At 66.0% G+C, this 18,441-nt stretch carries 19 protein-coding genes; 10 read left to right on the top strand and 9 right to left on the bottom strand.

All coding sequences use genetic code 11. The features are described 5' to 3' along the window. The first annotated feature begins 20 nt into the window (after positions 1-20). The 4 genes from ASD73_RS22700 (at position 21) to ASD73_RS03775 (ending at position 3,138) form a co-directional block, all read left to right on the top strand. A complete protein-coding gene (locus ASD73_RS22700; RefSeq protein WP_156407304.1) occupies positions 21-179 on the top strand; it encodes a hypothetical protein in 159 nt (52 codons plus the stop codon). 108 nt (positions 180-287) lie between these two features. Next, positions 288-632, top strand: coding sequence for a hypothetical protein (locus ASD73_RS03785; protein WP_056368999.1), 345 nt, complete (start codon positions 288-290; stop codon positions 630-632). Positions 633-746: 114 nt separating this feature from the next. Continuing rightward, positions 747-1,565: a TorF family putative porin gene (locus ASD73_RS03780; RefSeq protein WP_056369001.1), complete on the top strand. Its 819-nt coding sequence runs from the start codon at positions 747-749 to the stop codon at positions 1,563-1,565. 184 nt (positions 1,566-1,749) lie between these two features. Then, positions 1,750-3,138: an exopolysaccharide biosynthesis polyprenyl glycosylphosphotransferase gene (locus ASD73_RS03775; RefSeq protein ID WP_056369003.1), complete on the top strand. Its 1,389-nt coding sequence runs from the start codon at positions 1,750-1,752 to the stop codon at positions 3,136-3,138. A 21-nt stretch (positions 3,139-3,159) separates the two neighbouring features. On the opposite strand, the gene ASD73_RS03770 is transcribed toward ASD73_RS03775, so the two are convergent. The 3 genes from ASD73_RS03770 to ASD73_RS03760 are packed head-to-tail and all read right to left on the bottom strand — an operon-like array spanning position 3,160 to position 6,387. Continuing rightward, entirely contained in the window at positions 3,160-4,158 is a 999-nt protein-coding gene (locus ASD73_RS03770; RefSeq protein WP_056369006.1) for a polysaccharide pyruvyl transferase family protein, read from the bottom strand. Next, complete coding sequence (locus ASD73_RS03765) at positions 4,155-5,636, bottom strand: lipopolysaccharide biosynthesis protein (protein ID WP_056369008.1); 1,482 nt, start codon at positions 5,634-5,636, stop codon at positions 4,155-4,157. The genes ASD73_RS03770 and ASD73_RS03765 overlap by 4 nt, the downstream gene beginning before the upstream one ends. Beyond that, on the bottom strand, positions 5,626-6,387 hold the full coding sequence (locus ASD73_RS03760; RefSeq protein WP_082521338.1) for a glycosyltransferase family 25 protein: 762 nt from the start codon (positions 6,385-6,387) through the stop codon (positions 5,626-5,628). Before ASD73_RS03760 ends, ASD73_RS03765 begins: the two co-directional genes overlap by 11 nt. 223 nt (positions 6,388-6,610) lie before the next feature. On the opposite strand from ASD73_RS03760, the gene ASD73_RS03755 reads away from it, so the two are divergent. From ASD73_RS03755 to ASD73_RS03740, 4 genes are read left to right on the top strand one after another with little or no spacing between them, the layout of a single operon-like run. After that, the gene (locus ASD73_RS03755; RefSeq protein WP_056369010.1) at positions 6,611-7,480 is read left to right on the top strand and encodes a glycosyltransferase; all 870 of its coding nucleotides are present in this window, start codon (positions 6,611-6,613) and stop codon (positions 7,478-7,480) included. After that, positions 7,480-8,445, top strand: coding sequence for a glycosyltransferase family 2 protein (locus ASD73_RS03750; RefSeq protein WP_056369012.1), 966 nt, complete (start codon positions 7,480-7,482; stop codon positions 8,443-8,445). The genes ASD73_RS03755 and ASD73_RS03750 overlap by 1 nt, the downstream gene beginning before the upstream one ends. Continuing rightward, positions 8,442-9,359 carry an endonuclease/exonuclease/phosphatase family protein gene (locus ASD73_RS03745; RefSeq protein WP_056369014.1) on the top strand — a complete coding sequence of 306 codons (918 nt, stop codon included), beginning with the start codon at positions 8,442-8,444 and terminating at the stop codon, positions 9,357-9,359. The genes ASD73_RS03750 and ASD73_RS03745 overlap by 4 nt, the downstream gene beginning before the upstream one ends. After that, complete coding sequence (locus ASD73_RS03740; RefSeq protein WP_056369016.1) at positions 9,356-10,654, top strand: outer membrane beta-barrel protein; 1,299 nt, start codon at positions 9,356-9,358, stop codon at positions 10,652-10,654. Before ASD73_RS03745 ends, ASD73_RS03740 begins: the two co-directional genes overlap by 4 nt. Before the next feature lie 7 nt (positions 10,655-10,661). On the opposite strand, the gene ASD73_RS03735 is transcribed toward ASD73_RS03740, so the two are convergent. From ASD73_RS03735 to ASD73_RS03725, 3 genes are read right to left on the bottom strand one after another with little or no spacing between them, the layout of a single operon-like run. Further along, entirely contained in the window at positions 10,662-11,387 is a 726-nt protein-coding gene (locus ASD73_RS03735; RefSeq protein ID WP_082521337.1) for a serine acetyltransferase, read from the bottom strand. Then, complete coding sequence (locus ASD73_RS03730; RefSeq protein WP_056369017.1) at positions 11,387-11,950, bottom strand: polysaccharide biosynthesis/export family protein; 564 nt, start codon at positions 11,948-11,950, stop codon at positions 11,387-11,389. Before ASD73_RS03730 ends, ASD73_RS03735 begins: the two co-directional genes overlap by 1 nt. Then, positions 11,947-13,128 (bottom strand): glycosyltransferase, encoded by a 1,182-nt coding sequence (locus ASD73_RS03725; RefSeq protein ID WP_056369019.1) that lies wholly within the window; start codon positions 13,126-13,128, stop codon positions 11,947-11,949. Before ASD73_RS03725 ends, ASD73_RS03730 begins: the two co-directional genes overlap by 4 nt. Before the next feature lie 186 nt (positions 13,129-13,314). On the opposite strand from ASD73_RS03725, the gene ASD73_RS03720 reads away from it, so the two are divergent. Continuing rightward, the gene (locus ASD73_RS03720) at positions 13,315-14,475 is read left to right on the top strand and encodes an acyltransferase family protein (protein ID WP_056369022.1); all 1,161 of its coding nucleotides are present in this window, start codon (positions 13,315-13,317) and stop codon (positions 14,473-14,475) included. Between the two features lie 15 nt (positions 14,476-14,490). Then, the gene (locus tag ASD73_RS03715) at positions 14,491-14,769 is read left to right on the top strand and encodes a hypothetical protein (protein WP_156377274.1); all 279 of its coding nucleotides are present in this window, start codon (positions 14,491-14,493) and stop codon (positions 14,767-14,769) included. Here the strand turns inward: ASD73_RS03715 and ASD73_RS03710 are convergent. From ASD73_RS03710 to ASD73_RS03700, 3 genes are read right to left on the bottom strand one after another with little or no spacing between them, the layout of a single operon-like run. Further along, positions 14,766-15,956: a glycosyltransferase family 4 protein gene (locus ASD73_RS03710; RefSeq protein ID WP_056369025.1), complete on the bottom strand. Its 1,191-nt coding sequence runs from the start codon at positions 15,954-15,956 to the stop codon at positions 14,766-14,768. The genes ASD73_RS03715 and ASD73_RS03710 overlap by 4 nt on opposite strands. Before the next feature lie 37 nt (positions 15,957-15,993). Then, positions 15,994-17,007: an NAD-dependent epimerase/dehydratase family protein gene (locus ASD73_RS03705; protein WP_037516405.1), complete on the bottom strand. Its 1,014-nt coding sequence runs from the start codon at positions 17,005-17,007 to the stop codon at positions 15,994-15,996. Beyond that, a complete protein-coding gene (locus ASD73_RS03700) occupies positions 17,004-18,350 on the bottom strand; it encodes a UDP-glucose dehydrogenase family protein (RefSeq protein ID WP_056369028.1) in 1,347 nt (448 codons plus the stop codon). The genes ASD73_RS03705 and ASD73_RS03700 overlap by 4 nt, the downstream gene beginning before the upstream one ends. Positions 18,351-18,441 lie beyond the last annotated feature (91 nt).

Below are 18,441 nucleotides of genomic sequence, written 5' to 3'. Positions count from 1 at the left end.
GGAGCGCCTATCTGATCGTGATGATAGGCGACGATTTCAAAAACCCGTCCGATGCTGCGCGGTCGTCGCGGTACGACCGGGTCGTCGACTGGCTGGGCGCACAAGGGCCCTCGGCACTCACAATCTATATGTGCGCCATGGTGGCTCTGGTCGCCTTTCTCGCCGACAAGATGAGCTGAGACCGGGTCGCCCCAATTATACGCAATCTCAATGCGCGGCGCCGTTTCCCAATCTCGAATTCCTACGCGATCATGCGTAATTGGGCGGCCTCCCGCTGGAGGTTCGCAATGAAGAAATGGCATGAAACGCCCGCCGCCAATATCGGGCTGCGCGCGTCGGGCATCTTGCTCCTGGGCATCGGCTGGCTGCTCGCGCTCCGGCTCCATAATATGGCCATGACGACCGGACCGCGCGATCCGGGTGCGCTGATGATCCTTCTGTCGGCGGCGACCTTCCTCGGCGCGAGCGCCGGAAGCGCCTTGCTGTTTGTTGGCCCGGGCTTGTGGGAGGCTGTCGAGGTTTCAGAGCGATGGAGACGCCTGTCTCCGCCGGATTCAAATGCGCCATTTTTCTTTGAAAGCGTTCCGGAAATTCTTGTCGAACCCCCTACGAGAGAGCGAACCGGCGCATAAAGAAAACACTATGCAAATGAGCATCCGGCGCTCTCGATTTTCAATGCCGCGCTGATCTAGTTGGACGTCCTCGCGAGCCTCCCCACTCCGGAAGAGGCCATATCAGAGGATCAGATGAAGACCATTATCTCAGCCGCCGCCCTGCTCGCGTGCCTTTTGCCGGCCGCCGCTTTTGCGCAGGATGAAGAAGCAAAATCCGTCACGATCACGGGATCCGCGACCATCGTGTCCGATTACCGTTTCCGCGGCGTCTCGCAGTCCGACGAGGAAATGGCCGTCCAGGGCGGCCTGACGCTCACGCATCAAAGCGGCCTCTATGCCGGCGTCTGGGCGTCGAATCTTGCGGGGTGGGGGACCTTCGGGGGCGCCAATATGGAACTCGATCTGATCGGCGGTTATAAATTGCCGCTAAGCGACAAGACCACGCTCGACGTCGGCCTTGTCTGGTACATGTATCCCGGCGGCGCCGATGAATCCGATTTCGCCGAGCCTTATGCGAAGCTGACCGGAACGACCGGATCGGCGACTCTGACCGCCGGGGTCGCCTATGCGCCCGAGCAACATGCGCTCGCCAATGTCTCGAGCGCGCCGAACAGCCGCGGGCAGAGCGACGATAACCTCTACCTGTGGGGCGACGGCGCGGTCGCGATTCGCGGAACGCCCTTCACCGCAAAGGCGCATATCGGCCATTCGGACGGCAATCCCGGTCTCGGCCCCAACGGCACCAGCGTTGCCCCGACGGGCCGCTACTGGGACTGGTCGCTCGGTATGGACGCCAGCTGGCGCAACCTGACGCTCAATCTGTCCTATATCGATACCGACATCAGCAAATCCGGGGCAGCGCGCCTGCAGCCCAATTTCAGCGAGGGTGGGGACGGGACCGGCTCGATTGCCGACGCCGCGGTGGTAGCCAGTGTGACCGCAGCCTTCTGATATGCGCACTGCCCGGGCGGTCCGCGCCGCCCGGGCCATTTTGCCCGCATCGCGGCATACCAAATGATATCCGCACGGATCATCTTGTATCCGGCACGTGCCCGCGCGGCCCGCTTGTATTCCCTGGCGCCCAAGACATGTTGCATTGCAACAATATAGCCAACCCCAGGGAGCTCCCCATCCCATGACCAAAATCGACTTGGCGCTCCAAGGCGCACCCATTCGAACGCCGCTTGCGAAAGCGGCGCGGCGCGATGCCAAGATATGGCTCTGTCTGGGACTGATAGCCTTGGACGCGGCGGCGCTCGCGGTGGGCTTCGCCGTGACGTTGATGATCGAGCAGCCCCGCAGCATCTCGGAAGGATTGTTGACCGCGATGCTGGGCGCACTGTTCGTCCATTTCGCGATCGCCTTCCAGAATCAGGCCTATAATCCGCGCTGCCTGACCCGCCCGGTCAAAAGCGTTCGCCAGACGCTGCTGTCGTTCGCGACGACCTTGTTCGTCTTCCTGCTTGTGGCCTTCTCGCTACGGATAACCGGCAAAGTGCCACGTCTGGCGGTCGGCATGGGCATGGTGACCGCAGTGACTTTGTTGGTCGCGCAGCGGCTCCTGATCTGCCGTATCGTGCGCCGGGCTTTCGGCGACATGACCGCCGAACTGGTCATTGTCGACGGCGCGAGCCTGCCCGCATCCTACCTCGATCGCGAGATCATCGATGCGCGCGCGTCGGGGCTCCGTACCGATCTCGACGACCCCTATATGCTCGATCGCCTCGGCACCGTGCTGCAGGATTACGACCGGGTGACGATCGTGTGTGCGCCCGAACGGAAGGTCGAATGGGCCCGCGCGCTGAAAGGCGTCAATATCGTGGGTGAGATCGTGATGCCCGAAATTGCCGAACTGGGGCCGCTGACCACGCGCCAGCGCGGCGGGGTGACGACGCTGGTGGTGTCGTGGGGCCCGCTCAACCGCGCCAACCGGGTGAAGAAGCGCGCGCTCGATCTTGCGGTGACGATTCCGGCGCTGATCCTGCTGTCGCCGCTGCTGTTGATCGTGGCGCTGGCGATCAAGCTCGATTCGCCGGGGCCGGTCTTTTTCCGCCAGGAGCGGATGGGGCGCGGCAACCGCATCTTCCGGATCCTGAAATTCCGCAGCATGCGCGCCGAGACGACCGACGCCAACGGCGCGCGTTCGGCGAGCCGCGACGACGACCGGATCACGCGCGTCGGACGGTTCATTCGCGCGACGAGCATCGACGAGCTGCCGCAGCTGATCAACGTGCTGTCGGGCGAAATGAGCCTCGTCGGGCCGCGCCCGCATGCGCTGGGCTCGACCGCCGGGAACGAGCTGTTCTGGCGCGTCGACCGGCAATATTGGCACCGCCATGCGCTCAAGCCGGGAATTACCGGCCTCGCCCAGATCCGCGGCTTTCGCGGCGCGACCAATACCCGGCGCGATATTCTGGACCGGCTCGAATCCGATCTGGAATATCAGCACGGCTGGTCGCTGCTGCGCGACGTTTCGATCCTCGCGCGCACCGCGCAGGTGCTGGTACACCGCAACGCCTATTGAGCGGCGCCCCGTGGACGGCGCTTAGCCGTCCACGATTTGCGGGGCGCGGCAGGCCAGCGCGGTGTCGAAAGCTTCGGCGCGATTTGTCGCGCGCATCAGCCCCGCATAGTCGCCCGTCCATTGATCGGCGAAGCCCGCGACCTTGCCATAGCTGTTGTCGAGCAGCACGTGCGGGATGTCGAGCAGCAGCGAGAGAATGTGCGCGTGCAGCCGGTCGGTGACGACCAGCTCGCCGGTCGACAGCATCGCGAGACCGCGCTGGAAGCGCCATTCGGCGAGACGCTGCTGCCGCGCGGCGCGCTGCACCATCGGATCGCGGGTGAGGAGGCGGCCGAGCCCCAGCGACAGGCGGAGGCGGCGTTTCTGGCCGGCATCTTCTTCGAGCCAGTCGTCGGCGACGACGCCCGCAGGTAGCGTGGCGTCGCCGGCGGCGCGTTCATGGTCGGTGCGGAGTAGCGCGAAGACCGGCGCGGTGGCGGGGTCGCGGCGCTGGCGGCCAAGCATCAGCGCGGCGTCGGGGCAAAGCCGGATATCGCAATCGAAATGCTGCTCGGCAAAGGCGAGCGAGCGGGCGTCGCGGACGAGCAGGGTGAACTGGCCATGCGCGCGGATCGCCTCGGCCATTTCGGCGGCGGCGGCGGGGTCGGCATAGTGGATAGACTGCGGCATCTGGACGATCGGATGGCCGCGATGCGTACGGAGCAGGTGCAGGCGGAAGGCTTCATGCTTGGGCCAGAGCGTCCCCATATTGCCGCCGCCGTGGATCAGGATCGGCCCGTCGCCGATCGCCGCGCGGCAAGCCTCGTCGTCGAAATCGGCGATCGCGGAATAATAGGCCGGAAGACGGCCCGACTTTCGCAGATACGCCATCTCGCCGAGCCAGATCGCCGAATCGCCGACATTGGAGTGGTCGGGGAAGTCGACCAGCGCGAGCTTGCCCGCAGGGATCACGGCGTCGAGCACGCGCGTGAAACGCTGGGCGAGTTCGCCGACGAGCTGGTCGGCAGTCTTCTTGGTCATATCGGGCTCTTTCTGAAGCGTTTGAACAGGAACAGGAAACGGCCGCGCCACGCGCCCGAAATGGCGAGCAGCGCGATCGCGTAAAAGAGCGCGCCAATCGCGGTGAGCAGCAGCAGCGACTGCCAGCCCGCCAGATGCGTATCGAGCAGCCGCATCGCGATCGCCAGCGCGACGCCCATCACCGAGGAGGCGATCAGCGGGGCACCGACCGCGCGCAAACTGTCGACCGGGCGGATGCCCGAGGCGCGGCGGAGCAGCCAGATCTGCAGCGGCAAGGTGAGGTAGGCGCGCCCGACATAGGAAATTGCGACCGCAAAGAGGCCGTAAGGGAGCGCCGCGAGCGTCAGGATCACGCCGAGGACCAGCTGCGTCGTCGAGAGCGAGATCAGGCTGCGCGACGCGCCGAGTACGCTGAGCGAGGGCGAGGCGAAGAAGTTGAGCGTGAAGGGCACGGCCATGAAGGCGAAGATTTGCGCGAGCTGGCCGGCTTCGGCCCATTTGGCGCCGAACACGGTGGGGATCGCGATCGGCGCGAGGGCGCCGAAGCCGACAAGCGCCGGGAAGGATAGCGCCGAGGCGCGCGCAATCATCCAGCGATAGGCTTTGCGCAGCTCGGCTGGGTCGTCCTTGACCCGCGCGAGCGTCTGCACCGCGACCTGCGTAAAGGGCTGGATCGCGCCGCGCCCGATCAGCTCGACGGTGCGCCAGGCGGTGCGATAGACACCGACCGCGGCGAGCCCGATCCCGGCGCCGATCGCCATTTCCTGCACGCGCACCGTCGCGAGGAAGGCGAGCTGGACATAGATCAGGCTGGCGTTGAGCATGATGTTGCCGCGCAGGATAAGCCAGTCGAACTGCCAGCCCGGTTTCCAGTCATAGGAGGCGCGTGACAATATGACCCCGACGATCTCGGTCACGAGGCGCTGGATGACGAGGCTCCAGAGGCCGAGCCCGGCAAAGGCGGCGGCGACCGCGCAGGTGCCGCCGATCAGCCCGCCGACCACCGAGCGGAGCGCGGTGGTGCGATGCCCGAACTCGCGCAGGCGCAGCGCCATATGCGTGGCGCCGAAGGAGGAGATCGGCAGTGCGAGGCTCATCACCGCGAGCGGCAGCGCGATATCGGGTGCGCCCATCCAGTTCGCGATCGGCTGCGCCAGCGCCATGATCAGGATCGCGGAGAGAAAGGAGAAGGCCTGCTGCGAGCGATAGATGGTGTCGAGAAAGGCCGGGGTGATCTCGCGCTTGCGGGCGATCGTCTGCACAAGGCCGGCGGTGGCGATGATGCGGAAGGCTTCGGCGGTCACCGCCATCACTGCAAAGGCGCCGATATCCGCGCGCGTCAGCAGGCGCGCGAGGATCACGAAGACGACGAACGAGAAGATCTGATCCGACAGGAAACGCGTGATCGTCCAGCCGATCGAGCTGCGACTGCGCGCGCGTAACCCGTCGTCGAAGCGGGCGGGGAGGTCAGCGCTCAAGCAGGCGTCTCGCTTTCAGCATCCGCATGCGTGCGCGTTCGAGAGCGCGCCAGGCCTTTTGCCTGACCGAATGATAGAGCGGATCTGCCTTGGGCCCGAAGCGCGAATTTCCGATGTCCGAGACGATCGCGGCTTCGAGGATCGGCGCGGGATAGAGCGCGAGATTGGGCAGGCCGTGCGCCCACGACCGGTCCATCTCGTCATCGATCGGGCGGCGGACGGTGCGGCAATGATTGGCGAGGCGCTGCGCGCCTTCGAGCGTGATCGCATAGCCCTGCGTGCCATAGGCGAGGCCGACCAGCTCGACGATCGCGCGCGAATGCTGGAGGAAGTCGCGCCGCACGACGCGCTGCCATGTCGGCCGCTTGGCGTAGAGCCTGAGGTAATCGATGCCCTCGGCGTGAAGATCGGTGCGCGCGAGCGGTTCGAGATAGGCCCAGTCGACCACCGTATCGTCTTCGAGGACGATCGCCTGCCGCACGCCGCGCGTGACCATGTCCTGCCAGATCGAGAAGTGGCTGGCATAGCAGCCGATCTCGCCCTTGCTCATCGGCCGGCCTTTGTTGCTGCGGATCGCGGGCTCGTCGATCGTCATCCCCGGCGCCGGGGCGGTACAGGCATCAAAAAAACGCCACGCAAGCGACGTGTCCGCCGCGCGCGCGGCAAAGGCCGCCCGGCGGGCCGCTGCTGATTCGAGCGACACCACCAGAACTTCGGTGGTTTTGCCCGATTCGGGTAGGGAATCACCCACTTGGATCGCCTTTTTACTTGCGGTTGCGCATGGCTGCGCGGTTCAGAACCAACGACGGGCCGACGCGATCCTTGGTAGCTGGCAATTATTTGAGAGCGAAGGCACCGGCGCTCCGGTCGTCCGGTCAACGGGGCAACTCGTCTTCGCAGGTGCAGCATATTGTTGACCGGCATGCGGTCGACAGCCGATTGGACCGTCGCGGGGGCACTGGACAGGCGTATCTATGTTTCAAGTCGCAGTCGTCATACCCGTGTGGAACGGAGAAAAGGTGCTCGGCCGTTGCCTCGACGCGCTCGCGCGCCAGACGCTCCCACGCGCGGCATATCAAATCATCGTCGTCGACAACGGATCGAACGACGCAACGCGCACCATTGCCCGCAGCTATGCGGGCGTCGAACTGCTCGAAGAGACAAGGCCCGGCTCTTACGTGGCGCGCAACCTGGGGATCGGCCGGGTCCGCGCGCCGATCACCGCCTTTACCGATGCCGATTGCGAGCCCGCGCCCGACTGGCTCGAGCAAGTGCTGCGCGCGGCGGAGGCGAATCCGGGGTTCGGCGTGCTCGCCGGCAAGATCGAGCTGTTCGACGAGATTGCGCAGGAGCGCGAGGTGTTCGGCGACTACGAGCGGCTGTTCAGCTTTCCCCAGGCGCACGCGGCGCGCGGCAATTGCGCGACGGCCAATTGGGCGAGCGAGACGGCGTTGCTGAAGGCGCTCGGCGGGTTCGATGCGGCATTGAAGTCGGGCGGCGATCGCCAGATGGCGCTGCGCATCCGCGATAGCGGTCATCCGCTCGTCTATGTGTCGGCGATGTTGGTGCGCCACCCGGTGCGCGCGAGCCGCGCGGAGCTGGTGCGCAAGCGGCAGCGGCTGAGCGGCGGGCGCTGGGATCGCACCCGGCGGCGTCCGCGCCTTGTCCATGTGCTCGGGGTTACGGCGGTCGATACGATCCGGCGGCTGCGCCGCGCGGCGATCTCGCGCGAATTGTCGTTTCGGCGGCGGCTGGCCGTGATGTGGCTGACACTGGAGCTCGCCGGGGTGGCGGTGAGCGAATATCTCAATCTCGCGGGGGGACGAAAGGCAGCACGCGACTGATGACTCCTCCCCATGATGCGCCACGTTTTTCCGTGGCGATGCCGCTCTATAACAAGGCCGCGCATGTGCGCGCCGCGATCGAGAGCGTATTTGCCCAAACGTTCCCGCCGCACGAGATACTGGTGGTCGACAATCGTTCGACCGACGGCGGGCGCGAGATCGTTGCCGCGATCGGCGACGAGCGAATCCAGCTGCTCGACCTCTCGACGCCGGGGCCGGGCGGCTATGCCGGGCGAAACATCGGCATCCGCGCGGCGCGCGGCGACTGGATCGCCTTTCTCGATGCCGACGACCTCTGGAATCCCAATCATCTCGCGGTGCTGGCCGAGGGCATAAGCGCCGACCCGGGCGTGCGCGCGGTGGCGACGCGGTTTGACCATGTTTTTGAGGATCGCTCTCAACCCCAGCGGATCGCGCCGGAGCTGGAGCAGCCGCAAAGCCTCGATCTCGCCGGCTTTCTTGCGGCGTGGCTGGCGGTGCGCGAATGTCCGATGTGGACGGGCGCGATCGCGGTCCGGCGCGATACATTGTTCGAGGCGGGACTGTTCCCCGAAGGGCGTGCGGTGCGCGGCGGCGACAAGGATTTGTGGCTGCGGGTGCTTGCGAAAGGGGCGCTGCGTTATGATCCGCGCGTCACCGCTGTCTTTCACCGCGACAGCGAAAACAAGGTCAGCAAGTCGACGACGACGCTCGACGTCCCATGTCTGGTCGAGACCGCGCGCGGGATGATTGCCGGTGCGACGGCGCGCGAGACGGCGTTGCTGCGGCGGCTCGTGAATCAGGAAATCGCGCATTATGCGCGTTATGCGATGAAATATCCGGGGCGCACGGCGATCCGGGTGGGCGATCTCTATCTGCCCGAGGGGGCGGGCACCGCGGCGCTGCTGCTCGCCGCGAAGCTGATCCCCGCATCGCTCCGGCAATCGAGCTATGCCCTGCGCAACCGGCTGCTCGCCCGCGCGTGAAGCTGGCCCGCATCTTTGGCACCCTGCTGGCCGGCGGGGCGAGCCTCGCCGCGTGGCTGTCGCTTGGCGGCGCGCTCGTGCCGATGCTCGATGTTCTGGCGTCATTTCTGCCGCTATTTGGCGTGGCGGTGCTGGTAGGATTGCTGCTCGCCCGGCCGCGCCTGCGCTGGACGGTCGTCGCAGCCCTGGTTGGCCTCACGCCGGTCGCGATTGGCGTGATGCCCGAGCTGACGCGCGAGATTCCGGCCCCGCAAAAGGGCGCGATCCCAATCCGGCTGCTGACCCACAATGTCTGGCAGGGCAATCGCGACCCCGCCGATACCGCGCAGGCGATCATCGACGCCAAGCCCGATGTCGTGATGCTGCAGGAGGTCGATGGCAGTTTTGCGCCGATGCTGGCGGCGCTGAACCAGCATTTCGCCCATGCAACCAAATGCCCGCCGGGCTGTGACCTTGCCATCTTTTCGCGTTGGCCGATCGACGATAGCGACTATTTCCTGAAGGATCCGGGGGGCCGCAAATTCGGTCCCGCGATGCTCTGGGCGCGGGTCGCGGAGCCCGGCGAAAACCCCTTCACCGTGGTGACGCTCCATTATCCCCGGCCGACGTCGCGCGATCAGGCGGTGCGCAGACACGACGTGGCGCGCGCCCTGGCACGGATCGATCGTGACGCGTTGATCGTTGGAGGCGACATGAACCTCACCCCCTGGGCCGCGGCGATGCGAGAGCAGGACCGCGCCTTCGCACCGCTCACCCGCATGACGCGCGCGCTGCCTAGCTGGCCGCGGGCTTTTCCCGTGCTGCCGATCGACCAGCTTTATGCCGGACCCGATTGGAGACTGGTGTCGGCGCAGCGGTTGCCCGCCACCGGGTCGGACCATGTGCCGATCCTTGTGACGCTGGCGCGCCGATGAAGCGCGCAATCACCTTTGCGCTGCTCGGCAGCTGCTGCCTCGCAGTGCCCACGCTCGCCCAGCAATCCGACGCGACCGACGGACTCGGATCGGTTTCGAGCGAGAACAGCTTCGGGCGCGACCGCAATATCGGCGTGCTGGAACGCCGCCGGCCCGATTATACGCCCGAGCCGATCCAGCTCGGCGTGCTCGAACTGATGCCGCGCATGGCGATCGGCGCCGGATATGACGACAATCTCTATGCGCAGGAGAATGACCGGATCGGCGATGCCTATCTGCGCATTCGCCCGCGCGTTTCGCTGGTGCGGCCTTCGCCGACCCTCAAGCTGTCGCTCGACGGTGAGCTCGACCTGCTGCGCTACGCCAGCCGTGCGAGTGAGAACGCCACCCAATATTCCGTGAATGCGGGCGCGCTTTACACGATTAGCAAGTCGGACACGCTGAACCTGACGCTGCGCAACGGGCGCTACAGCCAGGAACGCGTGTCGCCCGATAGTCCGACGCAAGCGTCGCGGCCGGTGCGCTTCACGCTGAGCGGGGGGACGGCGACCTATACGCATGTATTCAACCGGCTGCGCGTGCGCGGCGTCGTCGACGTCGAGAATCGCAATTACAGCGACAGTGTGACGCCGCTCGACGACCCGATCGACCAGGATTTTCGCGATCATACGACCTACACCGGCACCGCCGTCGGCGAATATGCGCTGAGCCCGAGCATCGCGCTGTTCGTCGCGGGCTCGCTCAATAAGCGCGATTATCGCGAGCGCATCGGCCCGGTGCCGGCACGCGATTCCAAAGGGTTCGAGCTGGCCGGTGGCGCGAGTTTCGAACTGGGCCGCAAGGCGCGCGGGGCGCTGCGGCTCGGCTATTTCCAGCAGGACTACCGGCCGGTCGAGTTCGAGGACGTCTCGGGCCTCCTTGTGCGCGGCGAGATCGCCTATTTCCTCACCCCGCTGGTGACGATCACCGGCACCGTCGACCGCGGCATCAAGGAAACCGGCGTCAATGGCGCGACGGGCTATCTCGCGACCAACATGACGCTGCGCGCCGACTACGAACTACTGCGCAACCTGATCATCAGCGCGGGCGGCGAGCTCGAAAAGCGCGATTTCAACAATATCGACCGCAAGGACGATCGCTGGACCTGGCGCGGCAGCGCGTCGTACCTCGTGAGCAAGCGGATGGCGCTGCGCTTCGACCTGCAGCGGCGCACCCAGGCGAGCTGGGGCGCGACGGCGGGCCGCGAATTCACGGACAATCGGGTTTCGGTGGGGCTGACCTTCTCGGGCCTTTAGGGCCCGATCAGCCGGACTTTGTGCGCGATCCGTAGAGCGCGCCTTCGCACGCGGCGAGCAATTCGGGCGGCGCGAGGCGGTTGATATAGCCGTCGGACCCTTGATCGGAGAGCAGCTTCGCGGGGATGCCGCCGACGACGCCGCGCTCGGGCACGTCTTTCGTTACCACCGCATTGGCGCCGATCGCCGCCTCGGCGCCGACATGGATGCCGCCGATTACCTTCGCGCCCGAGCCCAGGAAGGTGCGGTCGCCGATCACCGGTGCGCCGCGCCGGCTGCCGCGGTTCATATAGCCGAGCACGACGCCGTGGGTGATGTTGACGTTGCTGCCGAGCACGGTGTCGCCGTGAAAATAGAAGCCGCCGAAGCGGTTGAGGAACAGGCCCGGCCCGATCTCCATATATTCGGGAATCGCGAAGCCATATTTATAGCGTGCGCGCAGCAGCAGCCATTTGGCGACGACGTAGAGGCCGAAAGCTTTGGCCGGCTTGAGCTTGAGCCAGCCCGTCGTGCGCATCAGCACCGTATATTTATACCCCGGCGTGAAGGCATAATGTTTGGCGAAGGCGCCGAAGCCGACGCGACCCGCGTAGCGATAGAGATCGGCGGCGAGGAGCGCCTTGAGCTTGGCAAAGCTCACCGGGCAGCCGCGCCGATGCGGCTTGCCGCTCTCGTCGGACACGGATTCTTCGAACGCCGGCACGGGCGTCAGCGATGCGGTCGCCATATCCATCAGAAATAGCGTTCGCCGAAGCGGATCGTGTCGCCGGGAAGCACGGCGAAGTCGGCGCTCAACGGATATTCCTGCTCGCCGGCCTCGCCCGCGCGTTTCAGGAAGACGCGCTTCTCGTTGGCGCGATAGGTGAAGCCGTCGGCTTTCGCGACCGCGCCGCGGATGGTGAGGCCCTGCGTATAGGGATATTCACCCGGCTTGTTCACTTCGCCGAGGACGTAGACCGGGCGGAAATTGGCGACCTGGACCGAAACCTGCGGTTCGAGCAGATAGCCGTCGCCGAGTTTTGCCTCGATCGCTTTGGACAGTTCTTCGGTCTGAAGCCCCGCAGCCTTGACCTCGCCGATCAGCGGGAAGGCGATCGTGCCGGCGGGCGAAACCTCGAAATCGCCGGTGAGTTTTTCTTCGCCATAGGTCGCGACCTTGATCTTGTCGCCGGGCGACAGGACGAAAGCCGTCGCGGGCGGCGGCGCGGCACCGCTGCCCGCGAGCGGGGTTTGCCCGGCGCATCCGCCGAGCGCCATCAGCGCCCCCGCCAGTGCGATCTGCATGTGCCATTTCATGAACTTACTCCCGGACGATACGCTGACATGTCTTCGATTTCGGACGCGGCAGACGGCGCGCGCAGCGCCGCCTCAATCCGCGCCCAGTAATTTGCGGCCGCCTGTTCGACGCCATAGGCCAGCGAGCGGTCGCGCGCCCGCGCGCCGCAGGCGCTGCGGCGCGGCACGGCGAGCACGTCGACCAGTGCCGCGGCAAAGGCTTCAACACCATCGGTCGGCACCAACGCACCGGCATCGACATCGATCCTGCCGCTGATCGCATCGCGCGACCGGCCGGCCAGAATTTCGGACGGACCTGATGCGCAATTGGTCGCGACGACGGGGACGCCGCACGCCATCGCCTCGACAAGTCCGTTGGGGAAGCCCTCCGCGTTGGAGGGCATCGCGTAAAGCGCTGCGCGCGCGACGACCGCGAAGGGATTGGCGACGAAGCCGGGCATATCGACCCGGTCGGAAATGCCGAGCGAAGCGGCGAGCGCTTCGAGCGCGCCACGCTCCGGGCCTTCGCCAAGGATGACGAGGCGCTCGCGCGGCGAGGCCTGCGCATAGGCGCGCAGAAGGAGTGGAAAATTCTTGTTCGGCATGAGCCGCCCGGCCGAGACGATATAGCGATCGGCAGGCACGAAGGCGGGTGGCTCGGCTGCCAGTTCGGCGATGCGCCGATGGTCGACCGGATTGGCGATCGCCGACATGCGCGCGCGCGCGACGCCGAAATTGGCGGCAAGATCGTCGACCACGCCTTCGGACACCGCGATGACATGCGCGGCGCGCGGATAAACCATGCGAACCATCGCCTTGGCCGCGCGCGCGTCGCCCAGATGGGCGCTGGTGTTGACCCGCTCGCTGATCAGCCAGGGCCGACGCCGCCCCGCCATCGCCCAGGCGTTGGCGATATTGGCGCGGGTCAGGAAGCTGAGCGTCGCATCGGGCGACACGCGCCCTACAAGCGCGCGAAGCTGGGTCAGGCTCGGCAGCAATTTGTGCCGGGCATCGAGCTGATGAACCTCGACCCAGTCGGGCACGTCATAGGCGCGCGGCTCGTCGTCGAGCAGCGCGAGATGGATGTCGTAGCGCGTGCGCCAGGGCACGGACCCGGCCAGCAGGGTGGCCAGAACGCGCTCGGCGCCGCCCCCCACGAGCGAGTTGATCGCGAATAAAATCCGCTTTCGGTGCAGCATGGTTCCTCGCTGGAGTTTCGGGCGGAATTCGCCACTGGAGAACTCCTACCACGGGCATTTGTTGCAGTGCACACAGGTCCGCCCGCTTCATCGCCCCGCTAGGGCAACTGGCCGATTTAAAGGGGTTTCGCGACGCGAGGCGTCTATCAGGGCGAACATCGACGGACGATTTTGCGGAGGTATTTAATGGACATTCGGCGAGTCGAGTGTCTGGATGGCCTGCGCGGCGTCGCGGCCCTCTGGGTGCTCATCGGGCATATGATGATCCTGACCGGTTTCCGCTTGCCGCTGATCGGCAAGCCGGACCTCGGCGTGGACCTGTTCATCCTGCTCTCGGGCTTCCTGATGATGTACCAGTACCGGCTGCGCGCGGGCAGCGAAGACTGGGATGCGCCCGGTACCTGGGCGGCGTTCTGGACGCGCCGTTTTTTCCGGCTGGCGCCGCTGTTCTATGTGACGCTCGCAGCGGCGCTGATCGCGGGGCCGTCGATCTATGCCGACCGCGTCGCGATCGACAGCTTCCTCGGGCAGGCGCTCCAGCCGACGGAGCGCTATACCGATGCGAGCCTCACCAATATCGTCCTGCATCTGACCTTCCTGTTCGGATTGCTGCCCGAATATGCCTTTCGTACGCCGCTGCCCGACTGGAGCCTCGGGCTCGAAATGCAATTCTACCTGCTCTTTCCCTTTCTCATCCTGCTCGGACGGCGGATCGGCTGGGTGCCCGCGGCGCTGGTCGCGGCGGGCGGCGGTGTGGCCATCGCCTTGCTCGCCGGGGCGGCGGGGCTCGATTATCCGATGCCATCCTTCCTGCCATTGAAGCTCCAGCTTTTCCTCGCCGGCATGCTGATCGCCGCCGATCCGGGGGAGAGCCGCGCGCGGCTATGGTGGCGCCTTGGCGCGGCGATGCTGCTCGCCGCGATTCCGATCGGGGGCGATCAGGATCTGCTCCATTTCGCGGTGCGCGAACTGCTCGTGTTCGGATTTTTCGCACTGGTTCATTGGCGTTCGCTCGGCGTGATCGGCTGGGTTTCGCGCCTGCTCGGCAGCCGCCCCTTTTATTGGCTGGGCGAGCTTTCTTACGGCACCTATCTGATCCACCTGCTGATCCTGCAGCCCGTCGCGGCGGCGGTGATCGCGCAGTTCGGCACCGGGCTCGGCGCCGCCGGCCGGTTCGCCCTGACCGGAGCGGTCGTGGTGCCGGTGACTTACGCGCTTGCCTTTGTGACCTATAAGCTGGTCGAGCTGCCCGGACAGCGGCTGGGCAAGGCGATGATCAAGCGCGTGGCCGGGGGCAGCACGCCGCGCGCGCTTCAGACCGTGCCCGAAAAGATCGCCGCGCCCTAGCTACAGGATACGGAAATGGATCGACGAACGCTTCTGACTTCGATGGCCGCCGCGGCGGCCGGCAGCGCATGCACTGCAAAAGACCCCGGGTCCGGGTCCGAAAAGACGGGACGGCCGACGCTGGCGATCGATTCCGACGAGCCGGGGCGCTGGCGAATTCGCAGCTGGGCGTGGCGGGAGAATGCGTGGCACCCGCGGATCGCGCGAGCGACGCAGACCGGTGCAGGAATCGAAGTACGTGGGCCGATCGATGCGGCGGACCGGGCGAAAGTCCTCGCCCGGCTCGGCGCCTAAGCCTCGACCGCGTCGGAATAGGTGGAAGTGCGCGGGGCGGTCCGGCCCGGCGCGAGCGTGGCGCGATAGACGTCGAGCGTGTCCTCCGCCGCCTTGTCCCAGCTAAAGCGCGCGCGCACGGCGTCGCGGTCGACCTGAAACTCCGCGCAATCGGCGTTCAGCCGCTCGGTGAGCGCGGTGACGTCGCCGACCGGGAAATAATTCTGCCTGTCGAGCGCGATGTCGAGATTGGCGGGGATGTCGCTCAGCAGCATCCGCGCGCCGCAACTCGCCGCTTCCAGCGCTGCGATCGGCAGGCCCTCGTGATAGGAAGGCATCACGAACAGCGCGCAATGTTCATAGAGGCATTTCAGTGTCGCGCGCGACTGGACGCCGGCAAAGATCACGCGGTCGCCGGCGCGTGCGAGCAGTTCGCGGGCATATTCGCTTTCGTGATCGGCCGAGCCGGCGATCACCAGCTTGGCGGTGCAATTCGAGCGCTCATAGGCGTCGATCAGGTCGTGCAGGCCCTTCTCCGGGACGAGTCGGCCCACGGCGAGGAGGAAATCATTGTCCTTGAGGCCCAGTCGTTCGAGCACCAGCGCCGGATCGGCATCGCCGGGCAGGTCCGATGTGCCGTTGGGAATGTAGGAGATCGCGTGCGCGCGTTTCGGGAAGCTCTGCCGGAGTTGTGCGGCGAGCGAGGGCGAGACGGCGATGACGCGATTGGCAAAGCTGAGCGCCAGCCACTCGCCGGTGCGCAGCGCGGTGCGTGCGAGCAGGCCCCATTTGGCGCGGTGATAGTCCGTGCCATGATGCGTCACGACCACCTTCAGCCCGAGCAGCCGGGCAAGCGGCGCGAGCAGACCGGGACCGATCGCATGGATATGGATCAGCCCGGCGCCGCGCTTGCGGGCGGACAGGACCGCAAGGAAGGTCGACACCACCGCCTCGAGATTTTGCGAGCGAGGGCAGGGGATGCCGATAATCTCGACGCCGCGATGCTCGCCCACCGGCTCGGGCAGGTAGGGCGCGCGGCCGAGCACGACCGAGCGGTGATCGGGCCAGATCGCCTTGATCCGCGGGAGAAGCTCCTCGCAGTGACTTTCGATCCCGCCCATTACGTGCGGGAAGCCGCGGAGGCCGGTCACGCAGATGACGGGCGCGCCCGCGGGCGCGCTGGAAGACAGACTTGTCCGTTGCAGCATTGTTAAACTCCATTAGCGCCCGGCCGGATTTCCCGGCTCAGGCCACCGCTGCCATCGGCCCTCTTCCACCATTTTCTATTTCGCCCAGATACCAGTCGACGAACCGCTCGATCCCCCGCGCAAGCGGGACCTTGGGGCTGTATCCGGTGAGCGCGTTGATCGCCGAAATGTCAGCGTAGGTCGCGGTCACGTCGCCCGGCTGCATTGGCCGCATCAGCTTGATCGCCGGCCGGCCGAGCGCGCGTTCGAGCACTGCGATCATGTCCATCAGTCCGACGGGATTACAGTCGCCGATGTTGAGCAGCCGGTTTTCGCCGCCCGCCGGCGGCCGGTCGAGCACGCCCACCACCCCGTCGACGATATCGTCGATATAGGTGAAATCGCGCGCCATCCGGCCCTCGCCGAACACCTCGATCGGCTGGCCTAGGAGAATCTTCTGCGCGAAACCATAATAGGCCATGTCGGGACGGCCCCACGGGCCATAGACAGTGAAGAAGCGCAGCCCGCTGAGCGGCAGGTGATAGAGCTTGGCATAGCTTTCGCTCATCAACTCGCAACTGCGCTTGGTCGCCGCATAGAGCGAGACCGGCGCGGTGCAGGGCTCGTCCTCGCGAAAGCCGGTGCCGCCGAGCGGGCGGTCGCCATAGACCGAACTCGACGAAGCGTAGACGAGATGCTCGATATTGCCCGCGTGGCGCGCCGCCTCGAGCACCGCGAGATGCCCCTTGAGGTTGCTATGCTCATAAGCGAAGGGGTTTTCGAGGCTGTAGCGCACGCCCGCCTGCGCGGCGAGATGAACGATCCGGCGGATGCCGTTCGCTTCCACGAGCTCGCTGATCAATCCCGGGCTCGCGATGTCGCCATCGATCAGCCGGAAGTTGAAATTATCGACCAGCCGCGCGGTGCGCGCCTTTTTGAGCGAAACGTCGTAATAGTCGGTGAAATTGTCGAGCCCGAGCACGCGTTCGCCGCGCGCGAGGAGCCGTTCGGACACCGCATGGCCGATGAAGCCCGCGGCGCCGGTTACCAAAATGGGGCTGTCGTCGGTCACGCGGCGTGCCTCTCGTTCGCGGCATCGTCTGCGGACTGGCCAGGCCGGCCGATGCCGACGTAGCGCAGGCCCGCTTCTTCTGCTCGTGCGGGCGGATAGATGTTGCGCAGGTCAACGAGCACCGGCTCGGCCATTGCGGCCTTGAGGCGCACGAGGTCGAGTGCGCGGAAGGCGTCCCATTCGGTGACGATCACGGTCGCCGCCGCGCCTTCGGCGGCGGCATAGGCCGAGGACGCATATTCGACGTCGGTCAGCACCGCTTTGGCGGCGTCCATGCCCTCGGGGTCATAGGCGCGCACCCTGGCGCCGGCGTCCTGCAGCGTCTGGATGATCGCGATCGACGGCGCGTCGCGCATATCGTCGGTGTTGGGTTTGAAGGTCAGGCCGAGCACCGCGACGGTACGGCCGCGCACGCGCCCGTCCAGCGCGGCGATGACCTTGCGGCCCATCGCGCGCTTGCGCTGATCGTTCACCGCGACCGTCGCCTCGATCAGCCGCAGCGGCGCGTCGTGATCCTGCGCTGTCTTCATCAGCGCAAGCGTGTCCTTGGGGAAACAGGAGCCGCCATAGCCGGGGCCGGCATTCAGGAACTTCGCGCCGATCCGGTTGTCGAGCCCGATGCCGCTCGCGACCTCCTGGACGTCCGCACCGACCTGTTCGCACAGGTCCGCCATCTCGTTGATGTAGGTGATCTTCATCGCGAGGAAGGCGTTGGCGGCATATTTGATCAGCTCGCTGGTGCGGCGGCTCGTGAAGACGATCGGCGCCTTGTTCAGCGACAGCGGGCGATAGACCTCTTTCATCGGCGCGCGCGCGCGCTCGTCCTCGATGCCGATCACGACCCGGTCGGGGCGCTTGAAATCCTCGATCGCGGCGCCTTCGCGCAGGAATTCGGGGTTGGAGGCGACGGCGAATTCGGCGGCGGGGTTGCACTCACGGATGATCCGCTCGACCTCGTCGCCGGTGCCGACGGGCACGGTCGATTTGGTGACGATCACGGTGAAGCCGGAGAGTGCCCCGGCGATCTCGCGCGCCGCGTCATGGACATAAGACAGGTCGGCATGGCCGTCGCCGCGGCGGCTGGGGGTGCCGACCGCAATGAACACGACGTCGGCCGCGCCGACCGCCTCGGACAGTTCGGTGGTAAAGGCGAGATTGCCCGCCGCGACATTGCGCGCGACCAGGTCGTCGAGACCGGGCTCATAGATGGGGATGCCGCCGGCCTGAAGGCGGGCGATCTTGTTCGCGTCCTTGTCGACGCAGGTCACATGATGGCCGAAATCGGCAAAACACGCGCCCGAAACCAGCCCGACATAGCCGGACCCGATCATTACGATACGCATTACGCGCTGCTCCCTATTTATATGAAGTCGGCTTTTTGCTGCACGTGCGAACAATCGCGTCGCAACGGTTAACGGTCAACTTGCCAGCTTT

The organism is Sphingopyxis sp. Root154, assembly GCF_001427105.1.
Taxonomy (GTDB): domain Bacteria; phylum Pseudomonadota; class Alphaproteobacteria; order Sphingomonadales; family Sphingomonadaceae; genus Sphingopyxis.
The sequence above is the reverse complement of the archived record's forward strand: the minus strand, read 5'-3'. Positions and strand labels throughout refer to the sequence as shown.